The sequence below is a fragment of the Endozoicomonas sp. PH6C genome (assembly GCF_059322965.1).
In genome coordinates this window covers 3,030,338-3,054,454 of sequence record NZ_CP185342.1, presented here as the reverse complement: position 1 = coordinate 3,054,454, position 24,117 = coordinate 3,030,338, and the positions used below count along the sequence as shown (strand labels likewise).

The 24,117-nt window shown below is 47.7% G+C and carries 9 protein-coding genes, 6 tRNA genes and 1 pseudogene; all 16 read right to left on the bottom strand.

Annotated features, from left to right (window positions below):
• Nucleotides 1-151 precede the first annotated feature (151 nt).
• Nucleotides 152-1,540: a type I secretion C-terminal target domain-containing protein gene (locus ACOMG9_RS11450; RefSeq protein ID WP_448216991.1), complete on the bottom strand. Its 1,389-nt coding sequence runs from the start codon at nt 1,538-1,540 to the stop codon at nt 152-154.
• Nucleotides 1,541-1,922: 382 nt separating this feature from the next.
• A complete protein-coding gene (locus ACOMG9_RS11445) occupies nt 1,923-7,535 on the bottom strand; it encodes a SwmB domain-containing protein (protein WP_494530390.1) in 5,613 nt (1,870 codons plus the stop codon).
• Nucleotides 7,536-7,574: 39 nt separating this feature from the next.
• A pseudogene (locus ACOMG9_RS11440) lies at nt 7,575-10,457 on the bottom strand (VCBS domain-containing protein); the annotation flags it as partial.
• A 672-nt stretch (nt 10,458-11,129) separates the two neighbouring features.
• Nucleotides 11,130-11,222: transfer RNA gene (locus ACOMG9_RS11435), tRNA-Ser, on the bottom strand.
• A gap of 41 nt (nt 11,223-11,263) precedes the next feature.
• Nucleotides 11,264-11,340 (bottom strand) — tRNA-Arg (locus tag ACOMG9_RS11430).
• Nucleotides 11,341-11,362: 22 nt separating this feature from the next.
• Nucleotides 11,363-11,439 (bottom strand) — tRNA-Arg (locus ACOMG9_RS11425).
• A 19-nt stretch (nt 11,440-11,458) separates the two neighbouring features.
• A tRNA-Ser gene (locus ACOMG9_RS11420) sits at nt 11,459-11,551 on the bottom strand.
• 39 nt (nt 11,552-11,590) lie between these two features.
• Nucleotides 11,591-11,667, bottom strand: a tRNA-Arg gene (locus ACOMG9_RS11415).
• Nucleotides 11,668-11,841: 174 nt separating this feature from the next.
• Nucleotides 11,842-15,699, bottom strand: coding sequence for an autotransporter outer membrane beta-barrel domain-containing protein (locus tag ACOMG9_RS11410; RefSeq protein WP_494530268.1), 3,858 nt, complete (start codon nt 15,697-15,699; stop codon nt 11,842-11,844).
• Nucleotides 15,700-16,925: 1,226 nt separating this feature from the next.
• Nucleotides 16,926-17,018 (bottom strand) — tRNA-Ser (locus ACOMG9_RS11405).
• Between the two features lie 209 nt (nt 17,019-17,227).
• Complete coding sequence (gene csrA, locus ACOMG9_RS11400; RefSeq protein ID WP_422133656.1) at nt 17,228-17,431, bottom strand: carbon storage regulator CsrA; 204 nt, start codon at nt 17,429-17,431, stop codon at nt 17,228-17,230.
• Between the two features lie 409 nt (nt 17,432-17,840).
• Nucleotides 17,841-19,085 carry an aspartate kinase gene (locus tag ACOMG9_RS11395; RefSeq protein ID WP_422133655.1) on the bottom strand — a complete coding sequence of 415 codons (1,245 nt, stop codon included), beginning with the start codon at nt 19,083-19,085 and terminating at the stop codon, nt 17,841-17,843.
• A 124-nt stretch (nt 19,086-19,209) separates the two neighbouring features.
• Nucleotides 19,210-21,831 carry an alanine--tRNA ligase gene (gene alaS, locus ACOMG9_RS11390; protein ID WP_448218636.1) on the bottom strand — a complete coding sequence of 874 codons (2,622 nt, stop codon included), beginning with the start codon at nt 21,829-21,831 and terminating at the stop codon, nt 19,210-19,212.
• Between the two features lie 132 nt (nt 21,832-21,963).
• On the bottom strand, nt 21,964-22,416 hold the full coding sequence (locus ACOMG9_RS11385) for a regulatory protein RecX (RefSeq protein ID WP_422133654.1): 453 nt from the start codon (nt 22,414-22,416) through the stop codon (nt 21,964-21,966).
• Nucleotides 22,417-22,419: 3 nt separating this feature from the next.
• On the bottom strand, nt 22,420-23,475 hold the full coding sequence (gene recA, locus ACOMG9_RS11380) for a recombinase RecA (RefSeq protein WP_422133653.1): 1,056 nt from the start codon (nt 23,473-23,475) through the stop codon (nt 22,420-22,422).
• A 97-nt stretch (nt 23,476-23,572) separates the two neighbouring features.
• The gene (locus ACOMG9_RS11375; protein ID WP_422133652.1) at nt 23,573-24,067 is read right to left on the bottom strand and encodes a CinA family protein; all 495 of its coding nucleotides are present in this window, start codon (nt 24,065-24,067) and stop codon (nt 23,573-23,575) included.
• Nucleotides 24,068-24,117 lie beyond the last annotated feature (50 nt).

Sequence of the window (24,117 nt, the reverse complement as noted above, 5' to 3'; positions counted from 1 at the left end):
AATCCATTAAACAAAATGGATACTTTATGGATCACTAAGAAAAACAAGTTTAGAAATTACCCGATATAACAGCATTTTGTCGTCAGATCCGTGAGATCATAGATAGGATCACAAGACGACAAAATGTGCCAATCGAAAAAAATAACAGGCTTTAGGAGCCATGATCCAGATTATTGTTATCCATCAGGTTGTTAAGAATATCAGCATCACTTCCGCCCAGGGCGAACAGATCAACATCTTTGAACCTAACTTTCTTCGTAACATCACCATTGGCGGTATCACTGATCTCCATCACGGTATCATTGCCGCTGGCAACAAAATGAAAATGCTCATCAAGGCTGTCACTTGGATCCACCAGAATATCATCCAGCTTCAGCACATCGCCTTCATCGGTGTTGAAATCGGTAATAATCAGCTCGGCAGGGTTTTGCGCTGTGCCGGTGGCATTAAAATCAAAGATATCAGCCCCCAGACCACCAGAAGCAGTGACGTCGTCATGGTCAATAGTGAAAATATCGTCCCCGATATCGCCAATCAAAGTATCCAAACCCGCACTGGAACTATGGTCAAAGCCTGCCACCCGGTCGCTGATGGTAACCACATCATTACCACTGCTGTCACTCAGGCTACTGCCGGTGTAGCTGAACAATAACTGTTCTGAGCTGTCAATCTGGGCGCCATCAAAGGTCACGGTAACTTCCTGACCGTTTATGGCAACGCCAGTCACCAGACGTGCACTGCCATCAATTTGAACGGTAAAGTCAGAGTTTGAGGGCGAGCCGGAAATGGCTTCGGAGAAACTCAGCACCAGCTCGTTACTGGAAGCCAGAGATGAGGTTAAATCAGGCGCTTTCAGATCCGACTGGGTCACACTACCTGCAGAGAGCGCATCGGTGGTTGACACGTTGCCCGCCAGATCCTTGATAAACCCGGCGGAGATATCCAGCGCATCATCGCTATAATCACCACCGGAGTTAGTTTCGATACTGTCAGCCTTGGCCGCTGCCAACTCAATAATAAGTTGGTTGTTGTCAATCACTTTGGCAGACAACACGTCATCTTCACTGAAGCTCTCAGTCAGTGAGCCGTTGACCTTGTAGCTGAGCTTGCTCCAGTCCAGCACCAGCCTTAACTCGGTGCTGTCAGCCGGGGCGTTAGCACTAAGGATACTGTTAAAGTCGTTGCCATCAAGAACGAGCATATTACTCTCAGGATCGTACTCGGCCGACGATATCGTCGTTGCCGGAGCAGTAGTGTCAATATGAATCTCTTTAGCTCCGGCCATAGTGTCTTCAATGTCCAAACCGTTGATAACAGAAGAAGACACATCCACGGTACCATTGTTGGGGCCACCGCCACCATAAAAACGGCCACCATTGGTATTAATACTGGTAACATCCAGGTCATTCACCAAGTCCCCGGCCTGGACGGTATAGGAAAAATTAAAGACCCTGGCCTTAGTACCACCTGATTCCACCAAGGTTGCCGTCTGGCCATTGCTCAGAGTTAAGGTCGGCGTACCACTACTGGTATCCACCATCACTTTCTGGCTAAAGCCGACGGTGATATTGATAACGTCACCTGCCTTGTAAATGCCATTTGCCGTACTGGCTGTGATAGATTCCAGGTGGGTGGCATATTTTGAATTATTCTCTTGCCAACCTGAAGCTTCAAGTGCACTCTGACTCCAGGTAAAGGTCGATAAATTACCCGCCGAATCAGCAAGCCAACCTTGATCGACCCTTATATCTATATCAGAGAACTCATTATTGTTTCTGAAGTAGGAATAGCCCTGCCACGAAACTAAACGCTCATACCCTTGATCTGAAAGTGATATTACCCCTGTTGAGGAAGAACCACTATGAACTTCAAATGAACCAACATCACTTTCCTGAAAGTAAAAACTGGTGCTTTGGCCGAAATTATCGGTACCAGTCAGTACAAATTTTGACCAACCAATTCCGAACTCGTCCGTTAAATCCCCCCCCTTTAGGCGTTACGAATGAGCTGGAGGCATTAAATTCAAAAACATGCCCCCACATAAAAATTCTTGTGATCGATTGCGTGGGAGCAATGGTATCAATTTCAATATCCGACTGACTAGCCAGCGAATCACTGTCGTTACCAGTGGGTAGAGTGCTGGTATCCAAGTCATTTCCGGCCTGGTCCTGTATGCTGCCCCCCGACAATGAAATGCTCGATACATCCAGGTCAGAATCGTTCTCCCCCGACGAAATCGTGTAATTAAATATCAGCTTGTCTGTGCCGGAACCACTTGCATAGGTGGCCTGACCACCGCTATCTAGATTCAGGATCGGGGAGCCGGTCACATTGACCGCCTCGCTCATAGAGACCTCTATTTGGATCAGCTTCCCTTCGCTGTACTCACCATCCGCTGTCAGGCTGCTGATTTGCAGAATTTCTGGGGCATTAACATCAATGATGGCGCTGCCCGTCTGGGCCAGGGCATCGTTACTGCTTACCGGAGGCAGTGTGGTGAGCATGCTATTCCCTGCGGAGTCAAAGACCATGACTCCGGCAGGTACGGTCAGCGCTGTATCAGAGGCATAGTTAAGCCCTTGGCTGTTTTCACTATTACCCGCACCAACTGTATAGACAAACCTTAATGTATCGCTTCCTGCACCACTGTCATAGGTGGCTACTGCGCCGTTGTTAAGAGCCAGAGTTGGGTAAGTGCTGGCATCGGAAGCATCAATGCCACTGACGCTCACAGCTTCACTAAGCTGAACAAGAATGACCACCTGTTCTCCGATGGAGAAGTGACCGGGATCTTCAAGCCGTACCTGCACGACTGTCGGAGCAGCAATGTCGGCGTAATCCAGGGTCAGGTCACTGACAGCCGCTGCCCCTTCGTTACCCGCCAGATCCCTCAGGAATCCCGCCTGGATATCAACACCGTCCTCCGAGCCTTTGTAGCCAAAAATACCCTCAAGTTCAGCAGCCTTGGCGTCAGTCAACTGGATCGACAGGGTATCCGTTCCTGCCAAACGGGCAACCGTCACATCACTGGCAGAGAAGCTGACGTTTTGTGTGATACCGTCATCCTTGTCGATATCAATCACCAGCTTGCTCCAGTCCAGCCTGCCCGAAAGATCGGCGGTGGCACTTTCGCTGTTGTTCAACAGTTGATCAAAATCCGCTCCCTTCAGCAGGAGCTGGTTGTTGCTTTCATCGTAGGCGGCACTGGTGATGGTGGTGGTAGCTGCATCTGTGTCAATAACAATGTTACTGTTACCGGCCAGTGATTCAGTGCTGGCGGTTCCGGGCAATGTCAGGCTGACATTACTGCCTGCACCGTTGACCAGGGAGCCTGCAGACGGGAATCCTGAAATGCCGGTACTGAACGTCAGGGAACTGGTATCACGATAGTTAAGGTCATCAATGTTTTCCCCGGCACTCACGGTATGGCGGAACACAAATTCCCTGGTACCATCACCGGAGACATAAACGGCATTCCCCCCATAAGGATCAGCCTGGGTCGGCTGTCTGTCATTAAGCAACAACAAGAGAGGGTCATTATTAGGGTCGTAATTTTGCAGCGAGACCTTTTCACTGAACCGTACGCGAATCAGAATCTCATCACCGGCCTGATAGCTTCCATCTACGGTGTCGGAGGAAACATTAAGAACCGTAGCGCCGTTGCTGGTGACAGTAACCGCCTGATCCGCAAGAGCATCGGTAGTCGATCGGTTGCCCGCCCGGTCAGCCATAAAGCCTTGACTGATATCCAGTGCTGTGTCCCCTGATACGGTACTGAAACCATTGTTGTCCAGTACCTTGTTGACGCCTTCATCAATAACAATCTCAAGCCGGTTACTGTGAATCTCTACTGAACCAATATCCGAGGCGCCAAGACTGACACTTTCAAAGCTGCCATCAGGCTGTTTCAGTTTTATAGAGAGCTTGCTCCAGTCAAACCGTGACAGCGCATCTCCTGTCAGGCTCAGGCCAACGGATTCGCCACTGCCCAATAACGCATCAAAACCACTGCCATTGATGGTCAGCTTTTGATCATTGGCGCCTTCGGGAGCCAGGGTAACCCCGGTAATAGACACATCTGGGGCGGAGCCGTCGATCATGATATCCGCGGTACTGGCCAGCGAGTCGCTATTGGCAGCAACAGGAACCGTCAGCACAGCGGCATTGCCCGATAAGTCTTTGATGGTGCCGCCATTAAGCTGCAGGGCACTGGCACTCAGTACATCCAGGTCCGGTGCCTCATCCCCTGGCTGAACAGTGTACTCAAACACCAGCTCCTGGGTACCAGACCCGGAACTGAACCGGGCAGCAGAGATATTGTCACCAGTGCCCAACAACAGTACCGGTGTACCCGTCACCTCCACGGCTTCATCAAAGCTCACCTGCAAACGGATAACGGAACCCGTTGCGTACTCCCCATCTGCCGTCAGGCTGGTGATACTGCTGACAGAAGGTGCAATACCATCAGGAGGCAGTATGAAGATCTCCACGCCAGCGCTGTTGCCATCATTCATGGTGTTACCAGCCGCATCCTGGAAGAAGCCATCACTGGTAATCCGGATCAGATCCTGACCTTCCTCATTACCATAGCCTGAAGTGGCACGCATGGTGGCAAGCTTGCTACTACTGAACTTAATGTTCAATTGCTGATCATTAACGGCCAGGGCGGACTCAATATCAGCAGCGCTAAAGCTGATATCCGTGTTACTGCCGCTATTGTCTACAACCCGCCATGAAAGTTTTGACCAGTCCAGTCTGCCAGTCAGATCGGTATCGGTAGACTCACCTGGTGACAGCAGTGAGCTGAAGCCATTACCGGAAAGCGTCAGAATGCCCGCTGAACTGGCTGAGCTGCTGCTGAGCCCTACGGTCGGAGACACAGTATCAATCCTGATGTCGTTTTGTTGAGCCAGGGCCCCGGCTTCATTCAGCTCCGGCAGGAGCAAGTCTGCGTTGTTACCTAAAAGGTCGGTGATTGTACCGCCACCAAGATCCAGTGCGGAGGTGGATAATGCATTGAGGTCGGCGGACTCATCGGGGTTAGACACAGTGTAAGTAAACGACAGGACATTCGTTCCTGTGCCACCACTGTACGAAGCAAGGCGGTCAATGGTTCCTGTTTCCAGCTGCAGGGTTGGATTCCCTGTCACCTGAACTGGCTCAGAAAACTCTACCTTGACGGTAATGGTGTCACCATCGCGATACCACTGATCCGCGTCATCACTGTAAAGGCGCACGACTTCCGGGTTACCACCGCTGTTGGTCACGTTGTCGACGGAGAAGCTGGCTATCGAAGCCGTGTCATTGCCGACAAGGTCTTCCAGACGTTCGTTGTCCAGGGCACTGCCAGCAGCGGGCGGAGTGTAATCCAGAGTAACCGACTGGCCATCCGAAATCGCTTTGGAAAGCGTCAGGGTCAGTTGCTGGCCGTTGATCGCAAGGCTGCTGATCGGTTCACTCTGCCCATCAACGGCAATTCTAAACAGGGATGGATTAATGGTGGCATTACCATTCAGTTCCTCACTGAACGTTAATGTAACGGTATTGCCATCCACCTCGGCGGTGGACAGGCTGGGTGAAATCGTATCCGTGATATTGCTGACGGTCAGGTCACCATGATTGAGGGCAGCGGCGTCAAAACCCCGCAAATCTTCAATCCGGTCGTTATTATTACTGCTATCTGCACTGGATGGGCTATAGCTGAACGTCACCGACTCCCCGTCTGCCACGGGGCTGGCCAGCTGCACCGTTACCTGATTACCACTGATTGAGGTACTGCTGACCGATCTGCTGGTACCTGCTACCTCAACATTTAGAATACCGCTCAGGCTGACACTTTCGTTCAGATCCTCTGAATAAGTCAGGGTGAGAGTATCACCGTCCACCACGGCACTGTTTATAGTTGGTACTGAGGTGTCTGTATTATTCTCAACCAGCGCACTACTGAAGCTACTACTGTCATTTCCCTGGTCATCCTGAATGGGGCCACCGCCATTATTGCTGGCATCTGCCACGTTATAGGACAGCTTAACAATATCTGCATCGCCAACCGGGCTGTCCAGGGTCAGTGTCATTCGGCTACCGGAAATACTGACGTTTGATACCGTGCGGCTGCCGCCACCCACCAGAGACAGGTTGAAAGCGCTGACATCAGGAACACTGGCGGGATCAAGTGCTTCATTGTAATCAATGACTAGCTGGTCACCCTCCACAGTCATGCTCTGACGAACTGCGGCAGAAACATCGGGCGTCACTGTGGCAGAGAAACTGCTTAATGCGGCAAATGGGTTAATTCCCACCTGTTCCTGAAGGGCATGACTGCCTGGCGTATAATCAAGCGTCACACTGCCCGAGGGACTGACCACTGTGTCCAGACTAAGGCGAATCTGGGTATCGTTGAGGTAAGAGACATTAAGAACATTGACGGCACTGCCATCAATAGCCACATCAAAGTCAGCCAGGTCAGGGACACGACTCCTATCCATATTTTCACTAAAAGTCAGTACCAGATTCTGTGTATTGGCCACGATTTCAGCAGAGGACAGGGTGGGGGCGGTACCGGAGAAGATGACGGTTGAAGTATCCGTCGTGATGTTTCCAGCACTGTCAGTCTGGGTAACGGTAATATCCAGCGTCCCGTCAGACAGGGCACTGACATCCAGTTCACTGCCCGCCAAACTCCAGGTGCCATCCAGTCCAACCGTGACGGTGGCAGAGACAGTCGCAGCTGATGTGTCTTCAATTTCGACCTGAATGGAAGCACCGGGCTCACCAACACCGGAAACGAGAACGGCACCTTCTTCGGCAGCGCTGATCTGGTTGTCACCCATTATGTTGTTATCAATGGTAATGGTTCGGGCAAGGGTGAGCTGACCATCGCTCAGTAGCTGCTCAATAATTTCCTGATCGGTGTTGCCCAAGGACGAGAGATCCGTGTTTTCCAGCACAATCTGCTGAACTATATCGCCACCGGCCACCGTGCTGATATCAATAATGGAGTCACTACCTTCTACACGGAACTGGATAAACTGATCAGCCGAAGTACTTTCTTCACCACTGAGCAGGGCGTGCAAATCGAGAATATCACCACCGGCACCAACGGAAAAATCTGTAACATGGTCAACAGCCGGGTCGGCAGCGGTGCCACCATCACCAGCTTGCCAAACCAACCGATCCTGACCACTGCCACCTGTTAACCAGTTATCGCCCTCACCACCAATCAGAACATCAGCGCCTGCCTCACCGTACATAAAGTCAGTATCGTTGCCACCCGTCACAGTATTACTCTGTGGATCACCCCGGCTGACATCTGCGCTATAAGTGGTCGCAGAACTGGCAACACCACCTGCTTCCGTCGAGGTAACACTGATATTCAGCGGATCACCGTCGTTCAGTGTTAACGAGGGCGTGAAGCTCCAGTTACCATCACTGCCAACCGATGCACTGTAATTGTTACCATTGATAGTAAAATTCAGCACTGCATCTGGTTGACCGGTACCGGTGATTACGGGCTGGAAACTGCCATCTAGCATCACCGAATCAATTTTAGGCGGTGTATAAAAGTCAATGGTATAGGCACTGCTCTCCAGCGCACCATCACTCACCTTGAAACCTACACTGCCATGATGGCTACCGTTAATGCTGGCATCTGCGGTAAATTCCAGGTTGGGAATATCACTGGCACTGACTACCTGGTTAATGGAGACGGCACTGCCGTTTAATGTCAGGCTTCCCGAAGCAGGCAGGGACGTCAACGTAATGGAAGCAAGGCTATCCCCTGAATCCACATCGCTGAAGCCAAATTCAGCAAGAGTAAAAGTATGCTTTCCCGCTTCACTGAGACTCAGATTGTTATCAGCTGCAATGGGTGCGTCGTTGGTGCCGTTAATGGTAATCACTATATCGCGGGTGGTGCCATCCAGAGACCTCACCGTAATGGTTTCATTCAGGCTGTCACCATCCCCCAGAGCCTGAATAGCTGACTGACTGTTATCCGCTGAATAGCTCCAGCTGCCATCGGTGTTCATGGTCAGTGAACCATAGGTGCCAGATATAGTCTCTCCGGTAAAACTCCCCTCGCCGTTATCTACATCGTTCACACTCAGGCTTCCTGTTGCAGTCAGGATATTACCAGCATCTTCAGCAACACTACCGGTGTCTGTACCACTGATCACCGCAGCATCGTTGGTGCCAGTTATTGTGATAGTCACCTGCTAATCAACGGTTCCGCCTTCGCCATCGTCAACTGTGACGGTGTAGGACTGAGTCAGAGTCTGACCGGCGCCCAGGTAATCGATGTCGGCATCATCAACGCTGAAACTCCAGTCAATCCGACCGCTGCCGTCGCCCTGAGTGTCATCCGCCGCGGTGGCCGTCAGGCTGCCCAGATAACCATTGGCCCCGGCACTGACGCTGACAGTCTGCTGGTCATTCAGATCGACATCAGCAATGGTGAACGAGCCAGTGTCGGTCAGGCTGTTGCTGTTTTCACCGGCACCCCCGTCGACAATCTCGGTGACTGCACCGGCAACATCGGTGGCACTGGTAATAGTAGGTGCGTCGTTGGTGCCGGTCAGAGTGATAGTCACCTGCTGATCGACGGTACCGCCTTCGCCATCGTCAACTGTGACAGTGTAGGTCTGAGTCAGAGTCTGACCGGCGCCCAGGTAATCGATGTCGGCATCATCAACGCTGAAACTCCAGTCAATCCGACCGCTGCCGTCGCCCTGGGTGTCATCTGCCACGCTAGCCGTCAGGCTGCCCAGATAACCATTGGCCCCGGCACTGACGCTGACAGTCTGCTGGTCACTCAGATCGACATCAGCAACGGTGAACGAGCCAGTGTCGGTCAGGCTGTTGCTGTTTTCACCGGCACCCCCGTCGACAATCTCGGTGACTGCACCGGCAACATCGGTGGCATTGCTAATAGTGGGAGCGTCGTTGAGGCCTTCAATGGTTATTGAAGCACTCTGGCTAACCGTTCCCCCATGACCATCGTCAACTTCGTAGCTGTAATCAATTCTTTCTGATTCCCCTGCCGCCAAATAGTTATAAGCGGACGAATCCAGAGATAGGCTGTTGCCATCTTCCGAGATGCTGATGCCAACCGGGTCACCGGCGGTGAGTCGGAGGTTCACAACATCTAAGGTGTCGGTCTGATCAACATCAGTACTCCCTGCCAACAAATCAATACTATTTGATGGCGAATTCTGGTTAGTCCTCAATAAAATTGCATTTTGAACTACCGGGTCATCATTACTTCCTGCCAGGGTGATGCTGGCGGTTTGGGTCGTAAAATCTCCCTGTGAATCCGATCCTTGATATTCGTAGGTGATGATTTCCATCTCGCCAACGGCAAGGTACTTATAAGCTTCCGGATCAATAACCAGCTCTGATCCTTCTTCGGTCACACTGACGCCAGCTTCGTTACCAGAAACCAGACGAAGGCTGGTAACAGACAATTCATCGTCCAGATCCTTATCACTGGCTTTTTGTAAAAGATCCAGACTAATGCCAGAGTCATTCTGATTTAGATCAAGAACAATCGGAGCCTCTACTTCAGGCGTATCGTTGACACCTTCTATCGTGATACCTACGGATGCCTGGCTTCTGTTTCCCTGTGAATTGATAACCTCAAAAACAAAAGTAACAGTCTGGCTTTCACCCTTTGCCAGATAGTCAAAGTCTGCTCCAGGCTTGAACTCAAAAGAGCCGTCACCACTTATATTTATTGAACCTGCTTCCGTTGCAGAAACCAGAGAGTACGTCAATGCTCCGCCAGCACCACCACTATTATCTGTCGCAGAAAGCTGTCCCTGAAGGATCGGTGAATCTTCATTACCATCCATTGACAATGCCTGAGCGACAGGCTGGTACGAAATAACGACAGGCTCTGGAGTCTCCGATTCTTTCTCAGATTCTTGTTGTTGAACAACTGCGTTAGTGACAGGCCTGCTGCTGGCAGTCAGGATCTCAGAAGACTCGGTAATGGATTCCTCATCTAACTGGTCATCAGTTTCAAGCGTGATAACAGGGATATCTGATGGGGCAAGCCTGGGTTCTGTCTGGTCAGGACTTCTCTCTTCGGAGGTATCTTCTTTTGCCGCTGAAGCTTCTGTTGGAGAACCGGGATCTGCTCCTTCAGCAACAGCGTCCCGAACCTCTTCATCAGCCAGCTCTTCCTCGGCCTGTTCTTCATCGATATCAGTATCCTGACCGGACAGCACACTATCTGTAAGAGTAAGTGGCTGCTGACCACTCAGTTCCAGAACCTGGTTATTCGATGTTGTAATGACAACGAGATCACCATTTTCTGAAACGACCCGATCATTAAGAAAAACTTTGTCCCCTGGCTCGAGAACTATTTGGGTTCCATCCGGCTTTATGGCGATCACTTTACCAGACGCTGCTGAGATCTCACCAATAGCAGGTGCAGAGTTTCCTGAGCTTGAATTCATATTTCTGTACTCTCTGAATCCTGAGGGAAAAGAGGAAACTCGATCCAAGTGCTGTGCAGCCAACTCAAGCACAGAATAAGGCGAGTTCCCTTCGCTCTTATATTCACGAAAAAACAGTTTATAGTTTATTAATCTCAGGGGAGACAGAATAAAGCAGCTTTGTTGCAATGCTCCGACATTTAGCTTTTAAATCTCTTTAAGAGGTCTTTATAGCAGAGGTTACACCTTCGTAACTATGCACCTATAGGCAAGTTAACAACTTTTAAACGACTTCTTATTGAAGATAGAATCATTTCTAATAAATAAAGTTCATCTGGGAAATTGATATGATTTCTCACTACTGTCCGGCTAAACATACCCAAGCTCCAGCCCCCTGATTCATGAGTAAATTGACTCTCATTTTCTCAGTTGGATTATTGAATAACTCCATCAAAGAACGGCGGCTGATCAGATTAGGGCTGATTCTCCATGCTATTTGTTGTAAGTAGAACTTGAAAGCCGTTGTATTCTGAGCAACGCGTAACAGAAGTGAATCACTTTCAGCTCAGAGCCAAAATTTATATGGCAAGGCTAAAAGCTTCTCTGAGGCACTTGAAAGAGGTTGCTAACTGCGTAACTTGAGTTGTTTAAATAGTCAAGCATTGATAAATCAATGAGTTAAGAGATACAGAATGGCGGTGAGGGAGGGATTCGAACCCTCGATACGGCTACAAACCGTATACTCCCTTAGCAGGGGAGCGCCTTCAGCCTCTCGGCCACCTCACCGTCATATTCTTTGTTTTGATGGGGTTACCCAACTTTCAAATTGGCGCGTCCGGGAGGATTCGAACCTCCGACCGCCTGGTTCGTAGCCAGGTACTCTATCCAGCTGAGCTACGGACGCTCATATTTGAAAACTTCTTAAATGGCGCGCTCGGGAGGATTCGAACCTCCGACCGCCTGGTTCGTAGCCAGGTACTCTATCCAGCTGAGCTACGAGCGCGTAATACTAACTTGTTCACTGGCGGTGAGGGAGGGATTCGAACCCTCGATACGGCTACAAACCGTATACTCCCTTAGCAGGGGAGCGCCTTCAGCCTCTCGGCCACCTCACCGGTACAACTTATACTAGCGACACTTGCCGTTTTAATGAGTGGCGCGCTCGGGAGGATTCGAACCTCCGACCGCCTGGTTCGTAGCCAGGTACTCTATCCAGCTGAGCTACGAGCGCGCTGCATCAACGGGAGCGAACTATAGAGATTTAACCCCGAGGAGTCAACGGTATTGTGGCAATTTTCACATTTGAACAACAACGCACAACAACAAAAAAGCCCCACACAGGCAGGGCTAAAAAAGTTCAGGTCCAACTAAAGACGCTGGTGGTTAGACGTTAGTTTGCAACCAATCAAAAATCATAACGGATAGTTGCATTCAAGCTATCCGCCTTGAAGCCCCCCATCCAGTTATTGTCATAATGCAGACTCAAGCTCAGGTTGTTTTCCATTTTGTAGTTAACACCCAAACCGGCCAGGAAGCGATTTTGCTCACGTTCAGCTCCCGTGAATGTCAAGGTTTTACCGCCTTGAAGGATTGTCACCGTTGCTTCAGGCTTTTCATCCTTAAAGTCATGGTAACCCATCAGAACAAACTCAGGTTGGAGAATACCTCGACCCAACTCGAAATCACCCATAAGCTTCAAACCTGCACCCAGTTCCATGACTTCGAATTCCTTCATCTTACGCTTCTGAGCCCAGTCACCTGTTTGCTTTTCAGTGAGATCATCAAATTTAACACTGTTATAGCCAAAGGTGACCTGAGGCTGAAGAACCCACTGATTTATCTGATAGTTATAGCCAGCTACTAAACGTGCCCCCCAGACAGTGCTATCGGCTTCGCCTCTGTAAGCAGTCTTTTCCAGCTGAACTTTACGCTTGTATTCATTGACTCCCTTACCATAACTGAACATTGAGTCCAGGAAGTAATTATTTTGATTCCATCCAGTATAAAGGGTGCCCATATAAGTATCGGTCGCTGTTTCACGATGTATGTCGTTAGTTTCAACCTTTGTATTACCATAAGTGAAGGCAAAACCGACCGTCATCTGATCATTAAGCGTGGTATCAGCACCAAGAGTGACTCCATTAACTCTGGCTTGATAACCTTTTAGAACTTCATCATTATCAAGCTTTCCGTTATTGAAAATATACTCGGCCCAAAACCCCTGAGACTGATACATATCGCCAGCATTAACTCCAGTACGGTTACTGTTGAGACGACGACCAATCGACTCATTAACTTTATTTTGCAAAGTTACAGAAGCACGACCCACTGCGTTATTGAGATCGGGCAACTGCTGGTCAGCAAACAACTTGATGTCCTGCTGCTCCGCCATTGTTACAAGGTTGAACATAGACTGTGATGAAACCATATTGTCAGTAGACAATGCCGATTCATAGGTAGCAATGTACATTTTTGCCTGATCTTCAGACAGACTATATTGAGAGCGCAATTTCTGAACCGGATTGTCATCATACTTCACATTAATAGAGTATACAGACTTGCCAGTCTTCTCACTCTTCGCAAATCCACTGTCTGAAGCATCAATGAATACGGTACCTGTATCGGGAGCAACAAAGCTACCCTCTACTTTATCGGCCTCAATAACTGCAATCGAAGTAGTCAAAGGCTTACCAGACTTGGCTTCTTCATAAAGATTTTTGGCATTTTCAAAACGTTTCTTACTGTCAATGCTATTGGTCAAATCAAGTTTGATCTGGTTCTGTCCCTGCAACTTCAAAGAACCATCAACACTGACATAGGGGACAGACGACAGTGATTTATCATCACCATCCACGACAAGGAACAGGTTAGCACCTTTCTCAAGTGTTTTACCCTTCGTTGCCAATAATGAAGGTGCTGACTCAAGAACAGGGGTATTTTTCTCATCCAGCTTGCTTTGCTTAAACGTCTTAAAGAGTTTCAAACTACCTTTGGAATCGACAACCAAAGGAGCAACCACTTTGACCTGCTTGAGTTCAGTAGATTGAAAGATAGGCATTTGAGACTTTTTAGTAGCTACCCTATCCAAAGTTCTCAGCTCAGTAGTGCCGGGCTTAACATCAATCTGACCCGTTACAAGCACTTCCTTTAGGTGCCCTCGCTCTTTCCCATCAACAACGCCGCCAATCTCACCACCCTTCAAAGTACCTTTTTTCAGAGTAACTGTTGAACCAGTGAAGCGTTCAGGATCTTTCTCATCGCCATTTTCAGCAGCAAAGCCTTGTAGGCTACCTTCTAAAGTACCACCGTCCAAAATAAAGTGTCTGAAACCATGAATATCCTTGGACACTTCCTGCCCGACAGCCAGAGTTACATCTGCGTCTCTACTAACGAAAACAGGCTGCGCATCATTAGACATTGATCGAACGGTCGCTTTTCCTCTCAGGTCAAACGAGACCAGTGGCCTTTCGAGCGTACTGACTTCGTCGGCATACAGTTGACCATCTTCAATCAGAACCTTCTCAATATCAGTAAGGCTGACGTGTGAGACAGAGCCTTTCCTAACCTCAAACACATCAAGTACATCTTCAGCTTCAACATCAACAACGTGCTCTGCAAAACCATCAATGGAGCCTTCCATTGCCTTCTGAGCATTAAGACCTTTAACGGGAACAGCCTTGATTTCAGTAACCGTAATTGAATTTGGCTGTTTCATTTTCCTAGTGTTGTCATTACCTTCTAACTCATCAGAAATAATGCTTTCCAGAGCAATCTTGTTCTCTTCCTGCATACTCAGATGAGTATTACTCAGAACGATATTCTGACCAGCCACAACGCCTTTTCCAGCATTTGCTGTATCGTCGGACCCTGCATCAAGAGTTATATCACTGTCTGTGATAGTGACATTAGCGGATGCTGGAGTAACACCATCTTCCGCAACACCGATTTGTCGAACAACTAACCTGGAGCCTTTGATCTCTATATCTTCATAGCCTTTCAGATTGACAGTACCTTTTTTAGCCCCATCGATAACTGCTACCGCAGCTTTTCGTGCAATTGGCTTATGGACCTTTTTACCATGCTTATTCATGGCTTCTTCCATAATTTCCAATTGCTCTGGTAGTATTCCTACCAAGTCTAAAAAAGTATCAACAGTCTTGGTTTTTTTTCCGTCAACTTCGACATCAACACCCGTTACATCATCAACACCTTTCAGATAGATGATCGTAGATCGGATAGCACCATCTTTTGCGATACGTACCGATGTACCTTCTTTGGCAACAAATGCATCAAGTGCTCGTTCACTTGTGCCGAAACCTTCATGCACCGCACTGGATCTTCCAGAAAGAACAACTGTGCCATATGCCTTAACATCAGCCTCGTCTTCAGTTGCAGCTGATGCTACCACTGGTACTCTTTCTCCCTCTTTAAAACCACTGCTGACATCCGCCAGTTCCAACACTCTGGTTTTAAAGCCCAGCCCGGTCACTTTACCATTGCCATTTGTCTTTAATTCAAAGACTTCTTCAACATTGGTCAGCTTTTCAAGAACTGTTTTTCTGACACCCCCGTCAGATAAATCGATACCTTTCAGTATGATTGCATCCGGAGCCACCTTAACCTTTTTCGTTTTCCTGGTAGATTCATCCACAACTTCTTTTTCAACGAGAATGGCATCACGAAGTGCTAAATTTTCAAGTTCTACCAATCTTTTAACGTAGGCGTTCCTGGCTTCATTAAGGCTTTGACCGTCTTTTTTAAAAAGGTGTTTATCAAGCCCATAATCTTGACCACTAAAGCTCGATTGCGTCTCTGCTGCAGCCAAAGACTCAAGTGCACTATGCGCTCTCCCCAAAACGGCCCTTTCCCGCTTAACCAAAGACTCTGACTCTTTTGGCTTGCGATCATCGGCAGATACACTTCTTTCACTTAACAATAAAAAATCAGGTGCATCTATTTCAAGCTGCTTCCAGAAACTGGCATTGATGAATAAACGCTCTGCATCTGTTTGTTTTTCATCATGTTTAACTTTATAGACTTCATAACGTTTAACTGCCTTATCAGCCTGTTTAATCAGTGGATCATCAGAAAGCATTTCATTCCGAACTTTTACCATTCCGGAAAGATCTACTTTTTCAACTGTTTTAAAGAAATCTTTGTTATTCACGAGGAATTGAGCCTGTGAACATTTACTATAACCCCCAAGAGCCGTGACCACGGCTATGGAAAGCAGTGTCTTATTAAACACCTGAACCTGTCTCATTACTGCAACTCCAACCTCTTTTCTGGATGTTCTTTTCGTTGAACTTTCTCATTTATAAGTTTTCAAATTAACGGACATATCAGACATAGGAGCCTGAAGGCAAGGTATCGTACAGATGGCAACAAGTAATATTAAATACTTTTTCAGAATTAAAAGTGATATTAATTTTTCTATAGATTCTATAGATATAAAGATTCTTTCTTTTAGAAACCTGCAACTAACCCCCAGCGCCTATTAATTAAAACATTGGTAAATTTTTCGTATATTTTTTAACAAACACAACAGTATCAATCAAAAACTGCCAGGTTAAGTCACTATATTAGGGAGCTAAGCTTCCGATAAATAAAAAGGTACATTAGTTCTAAAAAATACTTGCCTATGAAGCACATTCTTTTAATACTTTCTTTCAGCCTTATTTTCTCTGGCTGTCACTCCCCTGCTCCTTTTAATACCACTACCACACAACTTCTGGCCAACTCGAAAAAGCTGTCCTCTGTGGAAATATCCACTTCAACCCACACCCTCAAGGCATGGCTATCTGAAAACGCCAGAAAAGAAAGATTAAGGGTCTATATAGAAGGAGATGGTAAAGCCTGGCTAAAGAGGGGTACACCCTCTTCCGACCCAACACCGGTCAATAGACTGGTTCATAGCCTTATGTTGAAGGATCCATACTCCGATATCGCTTATCTGGGCAGACCTTGCCAGTACATCATGACCAAGTTCTGCAATAAATCAGTCTGGACTTTTGGCCGCTACGACAAGGCTTCTCTGACAAGCATTAACGAGGCTTTAGATTATTTGAAGAAAAAGGGTAATTATAGAGAACTCGAGCTGATTGGTTACTCGGGAGGGGCCACTCTGGCTCTGTTATCAGCGGCCCAAAGGGATGACGTGGCCTCAATCTTGACGGTGGCTGGCAACCTCGACCCGTTTTTCACCAACCAGTTTCATAAAGTCAGCCCAATGCCTTCTGCTCTGAACCCGTTAGATTTTCGAGATAAACTCAGAGACATTCCTCAAAGACATTTTTATGGCAGCAAAGACCCCATAATCCCCTATCAAATTTCAAAGCATTATCGAAATTCACTGAGCAACGATAAGTGTATTTCAATCGTTAGAGTTGAAGGAGCATCACATCACAAAGGTTGGAGCAGAGCATGGAGCAGATTGATAACAACCAGCCTGCCCTGTGATCTTAATGAGAAAGGAAACATTAAAGAATCTGGCGGTGAGGGAGGGATTCGAACCCTCGATACGGCTACAAACCGTATACTCCCTTAGCAGGGGAGCGCCTTCAGCCTCTCGGCCACCTCACCGCATGCGCAATTAATACTACTGTTCGCACCCTGGAATGCAAGCTTTTTCTTCTTACTTACGACCAGAGACTTTTATAAAGGTTCTAAAGTTTGTCACCTTATCGGCAAACGCATTATCGCTCCTTAATCGAGACATTTTTCATAGATAAAAAAATACCCGGGCTGTTAGCCGGGTATTTTTCACTGAATTCGGTGTTAAAACCAGATACTCAGTAAGGCTCAGAGGCAGACGGAACACCCCCGTGCTCTTTCTCTTTCTGAATTCTCTGGTAGATCTCTTCACGATGAACGGCAACTTCTTTTGGCGCATTGACTCCAATACGCACCTGGTTACCTTTAACGCCCAGCACAGTGACAGTGACCTCGTCCCCGACCATCAGGGTCTCTCCTACGCGGCGAGTCAGAATCAGCATTACAATCTCCTTATTTACATCTCTGTAAGTCAACGACCGTCAATCCTGAGCACGGTGATGCTTTGCTTGATTGACCTTAGCCCCAAATACGGGAACACTTTCTCAGCAAGGCAGCTACTGCCAGATCACCGTTTCATGCTTGAGAAGCTCTCAGCCAACAGAGTCTAGCCACCGAACCCAACATTTCCATGCGTATTTTTACTAGCAGAGAAATGTAGTCATCAAAAAAATCACATTTTGTAAGTTTTTAACAGGCACAACCCATTCTAGTTGAAGAATCCATGCCTGACGGGAATGACGGTGTATTTGTCCGATATTCCTCCTGACTGTTGATCAAACCAGTCTCAGAGCCATTCGGGTTTAGCACGTTGAACTGCAGCATTCCCTTTTCAAGATACCCTACTTAACCTTAGACTTCGCTACTCTCTACAGGTTCCCTATCCAGTTCAAATACAGAGTGAAGAGCCCTTACAGCCAACTCGAGATACTTCTCTGCGATAATAACGGAAACTTTGATTTCAGAAGTTGAGATGATCTGAATATTGATACCTTCTGCAGCCAGAGCCTGAAACATCCGGGTGGCGACACCTGCGTGGGATCTCATACCCACACCGACGATAGAAACTTTAGCGATTTTTTCATCACCGTCATATTCGCGTGCACCCAATTCCTTACAGACTTTGGCACAAACATCAAGAGTGTTCTGATAATCATTACGGTGCACAGTAAAGGTAAAATCAGTGGTACGATCATCTGACACGTTCTGAACAATCATATCCACTTCAATGTTGGCCTGACTGACAGGACCCAATATTCGGGATGCGACACCTGGAATGTCAGGTACACCTTTAATAGTAACTTTCGCTTCATCCCTGTTAAAGGCTATACCAGATACTACCGGTGATTCCATAGCTACATCCTCATCGTCGATCGTAATTAGAGTTCCAGGGCCTTCCTGCATGGAATGCAGTACCCTCAGTTTGACATTATATTTTCCAGCGAACTCAACCGCCCGAATCTGCAAAACTTTTGAACCCAGACTGGCCATTTCCAGCATCTCTTCAAAAGTAATCTTGTCCAGTCTTCTTGCCCCCTCCACAACTCGTGGATCGGTTGTATAAACACCGTCGACATCTGTATAAATCTGACACTCATCTGCCTCAAGAGCAGCTGCCAAAGCAACGGCTGTAGTATCGGAGCCGCCTCTTCCAAGAGTTGTAACATTGCCTTCAGCATCACACCCCTGAAAGCCAGCGACGATCACTACACGACCCTGATCAAGGTCAGCCCGCACCTTCTCTGTATCTATATGCTGTATACGAGCTTTTGTGTGAGCCTGATCCGTAACAATGGAAACCTGACTACCGTTATAAGAACGGGCAGGACAGTTACGCTCATTAAGAGCCATTGCCAGAAGGGCTATTGTGACCTGCTCACCGGTGGAAAGCAGAACATCCATCTCTCTGGGTGTGGGTTGTTTTTGAATACTGGACGCAAGATCAGTCAGTCGATTGGTCTCGCCACTCATTGCTGAGACAACGACAACGACATCATGCCCCTTATCCCTGAACCCTTTCACCTTGTCAGCTACTCCCTGGATGCGATCCAGGTCCCCAACAGAGGTGCCGCCAAATTTTTGTACTAACAGCGCCATGTTTATATCGTTCTACGTCAATCAGCCAACGCCGGAATTTAACACGAATAGCTTTATTAAAAAAAGCTTACGATAAAAAAACGAGCCATATGGCTCGTTTTTTTATCGGGGTAAATCGATCACATTACAGACGTTCTTGTAACCATGGTACTATAGATTCAAGCGCTTCTTTGATTTTGGAAGCATCTGAACCACCACCCTGAGCAAAGTCTGGACGACCTCCACCACGACCATTGACCTGACTGGCAACCATTTTCAACAAGTCACCCGCCTTCACCCTATCAGTAAGATCTTTGGTTACTCCCGCTACCAGAGGGAACTTAGAGTGGCCAGGGACAGCCAGAAATACGATACCTGTCTGGAGCTTACCTTTCAGCTGATCGACCATGTCACGGAGAGACTTAGGGTCTACTCCCTCTAACTCAGTAGCCAGCAACTTCACACCATCGACATCAATTGTCCTGGACAGAAGGTCAGCACTGTCGGCAGAGGCCAGCTTCTGTTGAAGTTTATGAAGCTCTTTCTCAAGTTCTTTATTCCGATCGAGAAGAGAAGAAACTTTATCTTGTAAATTGTCCTGAGAACCTTTTACCAGACTTGCGACCGATTTCAGGGTATCTTCCAGTTTTTCCTGATAATCAATCGCAGCTGCACCTGTTACAGCCTCAATGCGTCGCACACCCGCTGCAATACCGGACTCAGAAATAATTCTGAATGAACCGATATCACCCGTACGACTAACGTGAGTACCCCCGCAGAGTTCAACAGAGAAGCCTTCAGAACCCATAGAAAGCACGCGAACCTCTACACCGTACTTTTCACCAAACAGAGCCATTGCGCCTTTAGCCTGAGCAGCTTTCATATCTAACAGCTCGGTTTCCACCTGACTATTATTACGGATCTGCTGATTAACCAGTCTCTCTATAGCCCGGAGTTCTTCTGGCTTAACCCCTTCAAAGTGGGAAAAGTCAAAGCGAAGTTTGTCATGATCTACCAGAGAGCCTTTTTGAGTAACATGCTCACCCAGAACCTTGCGAAGTGCAGCATGAAGCAAATGGGTGGCAGAGTGATTCTGCTCCGTTGCCTTTCGGGCTTCAACATCAACGTAGGCACTCACAATATCACCAACTTTTAATTTACCTTGGGATACTTCTGAGATATGAAGATGACTGTCGCCCTGTTTCTGAGTGTCCAGCACTTTAACCTCGCCACCCTCAAACCTGAGCGAGCCGCTATCACCCACCTGACCACCAGATTCTGCATAAAAAGGTGTTGACTGCAGAACGACCGTCGCCTGTTGACCTTCAGAAATAAAATCAACTGACTGTCCATCAACAAACAGAGCAGTGACTTCAGCTCCGTCCTGAAGACTTTCATAGCCCGTGAAATCAGTAGCTCCCTCAATAACCAACTGTTCGCTGTAGTCCACGCCAAATTTGCTGGCTGCGCGGGCCCTTTCTCGCTGAGCCTCAAGTAACTGCTCGAAACCTTCTTCATCTACCGCCAGCTTACGCTCTCTGGCAATGTCACTGGTCAGATCAACGGGGAAACCATAGGTATCGTAAAGCATGAACACTACATCACCAGGAATAACACTATCCTCAAGCCCCTGGAGCTTGCCTTCCAGCAGTTTCATTCCCTTATCGAGCGTTTTAGCAAACTGCTCTTCTTCCTGTAGCAATATTCTCTCTATCTGCGCCTGATTTTTTGCAAGATCAGGATAAGCATCACCCATCTCACGCACCAGAGAAGCTACCAGCTTATAGAAGAACGACCCAGTGGCTCCCAATTTGTGTCCATGGCGACATGCGCGACGGATGATACGTCTGAGTGTGTATCCGCGACTTTCGTTAGACGGCACGACGCCATCGGAAATGATAAATGAGCTTGAACGGATATGATCGGCAATAACGCGCAGTGAAGCCTCTGGTGTTGGTACACCACCCAGAATTCCGGAAGCATCATTCAACAGGTTCTGGAAGATATCAATATCATAGTTACTATGCCCTCCCTGCATAATCGCAGAAATCCTTTCCAGCCCCATACCTGTATCCACCGATGGCTTGGGCAAAGGTTCCATCAGTCCATCCACCTGACGGTTGTATTGCATGAAGACAATGTTCCAGATTTCAATAAAACGATCGCCATCTTCGTCCGGAGTTCCGGGTCGACCACCCCAGATATGATCACCGTGATCATAGAAGACTTCTGTGCAAGGTCCGCAAGGACCGGTATCTCCCATCTGCCAGAAGTTGTCAGAGGCGTATGGAGCTCCTTTGTTGTCACCAATACGAATGATATTTTCAGCAGCAACACCGATCTCATTAAGCCAGATGTCATAAGCCTCATCGTCTGATTCATAAACCGTAACACAGAGACGCTCAACGGGCAGTTGCAGTTTTTCAGTCAGGAAAGTCCAGGCAAAACGAATGGCGTCCTGCTTGAAATAGTCACCAAAGCTGAAGTTACCCAGCATTTCAAAAAAGGTGTGATGACGGGCAGTGTAGCCCACATTTTCAAGATCATTGTGCTTACCACCAGCACGAACACACTTTTGGGACGAGGTTGCTCGTGTATATGCTCGCTGTTCCCTGCCGAGGAATGCTTCCTTAAACTGGTTCATACCTGCATTGGTGAACAGCAGGGTTGGATCGTCGTGAGGCACCAGAGAACTACTGGGTACGACTTCATGCCCATTTTCTCTGAAGTATTCAAGAAAAGCAGAGCGAATCTCAGCACTTTTCATATATTTCACACGAGTCATACAAGTCTTCCAAACGGGAGATTAAACAGCAATCTATAAAAGACGGACATTATATAGAAGGGAAAGAAAAACAGCCATGCAGACTCTGTTTAAGTTAAATGTTGTTCATATGAGCTAAGTTAAAAATAGCTGCTTTAGACAATTTGAAATCTGAAGACTGGTAAAGCCTCTCTGCGCCAGAAACCGATACTGTTTAGATCTTTCCCCCGCTCCAGCGGGCAAGTTATTACCAAATTTGCGACACCTACTGGATCTTGCCATCTCCAGCCAGACATCATCGTCCTCAAACAGAAAAGATGAGATTACTTGATCAGCAAGGCCTTTCCTGCGCAAATCAGAGCGTATTCTGACGGGGCCATATCCTTTTTCTGTTTTTGAACGAACATAACTCTCGATAAAGCGCTCATCACTTTGGAGACCTTCGTCTTGCAATCTCTCAAGTGCAGGAACCACATCAAAATCAGGGTAACGCCGACTGAGCTTTTGCTGAAGCTCCTGAAAACTGTGTTCACGGCGTGCCAGCAAATCCATGCCAGCACGGCGAATATCTTTGTCAAAGACTTCCAAAACTTATTCCGTCAGAAGTTCATCCTGATGCTTTGCATCTGATTTTGCAGAGGCTTCAGACCCAGGTTCTGCAGAACCCAACAATTCAGCTCGAATCTGTGCTTCTATCTCTTCAGCAATCTTTGGATTGTCGGTCAGATATTGAGCAGCATTGGCCTTACCCTGACCAATTTTCGTACCTTTGTAGGAGTACCAGGCGCCGGATTTCTCGACCAACTTCTGTTTAACGCCCAAGTCAATCACTTCACCCATGTGATAAATACCCTGACCGTAAAGAATCTGGAACTCAGCCTGACGGAAGGGAGGAGAAACCTTGTTCTTGACCACCTTGACCCGGGTTTCATTACCAGTAATTTCATCACCCTGCTTCACTGCACCGGTTCTGCGAATATCCAGACGAACAGAAGAATAGAACTTAAGAGCATTACCACCCGTGGTAGTCTCGGGGTTACCAAACATTACACCAATCTTCATACGAATCTGATTGATGAAAATAACCAAACAGTTTGCCTGTTTGATAGAACCCGTGATTTTTCGCAGAGCCTGAGACATCAAGCGTGCCTGAAGGCCGACATGAGAGTCACCCATATCCCCCTCGATTTCAGCTTTGGGAACCAGAGCCGCAACGGAGTCTACAACAATGACATCAACCGCACCGGAACGAACCAACATGTCCGTAATTTCCAGTGCCTGCTCTCCGGTATCAGGCTGCGAAACATAGAGGTCATCAACATCCACACCCAGCTTGCCAGCGTACTGAGGATCCAGAGCGTGCTCAGCATCTACGAAAGCACAGGTAGCACCCTGCTTCTGAGCTTCTGCAATTACACTGAGCGTCAGTGTGGTCTTGCCAGAAGATTCAGGACCAAAAATCTCAACTACACGACCCTTTGGTAGCCCCCCTATTCCCAACGCTATGTCCAGTTGTAATGAGCCTGTAGAGATAGCTGGAATGGCTTCCTGCTTCTGGTCACCCATGCGCATGACCGTTCCTTTACCAAACTGGCGGTCAATCTGACCCAGAGCCGCCGTTAATGCTTTCTTTCTGTTCTCATCCATTATTCAAATCCACCTTTTAGTACAGGCCACTATTCTTTAAGTATTCAAATCTTTAGATACTGTATATTTAAACACTATCTGTATATTTGTCCAGCATTTATCTGGAAATTCTATCCGCCAGTTTAATCAAGCCGTCCAGAGCGACATCAACGGCCTGTCTTCTCACTTGCTCCCTGTCTCCGGAAAAGTGAAAGACCTCAGTCGTTACCTGATCGTTAAAACACCAGCCAACCCATACTGTACCCACCGGCTTTTCATCAGTCCCACCTTCAGGGCCAGCAACGCCAGAAATGGAAACACTCAAGGGTACAGAAAGGCGCTTGACAGCACCCAATGCCATGCTTTCCACAACAGGCTGACTGACAGCACCGTAACGATCAATCAGCGCAACAGGCACACCCAGAAACTTGTGTTTCATAGCATTGGAGTAGCTGACAATGGCGCCTTCAAACCAGGATGAACTACCGGCAAGAGAAGTAAAAACCTGACTGAGCCAGCCACCAGTACAGGATTCAGCAGCAGCCACTTTCAAGTTTCCAGCCTGAAGTTTTCCAGCCAGCAGCAGCAGCTTTTTGTCAAAATCTCCGGACATCAATTTCGCCTCTGGGTCAAATAGGAAGAGTTTTTTTGAATCGGGTCAGA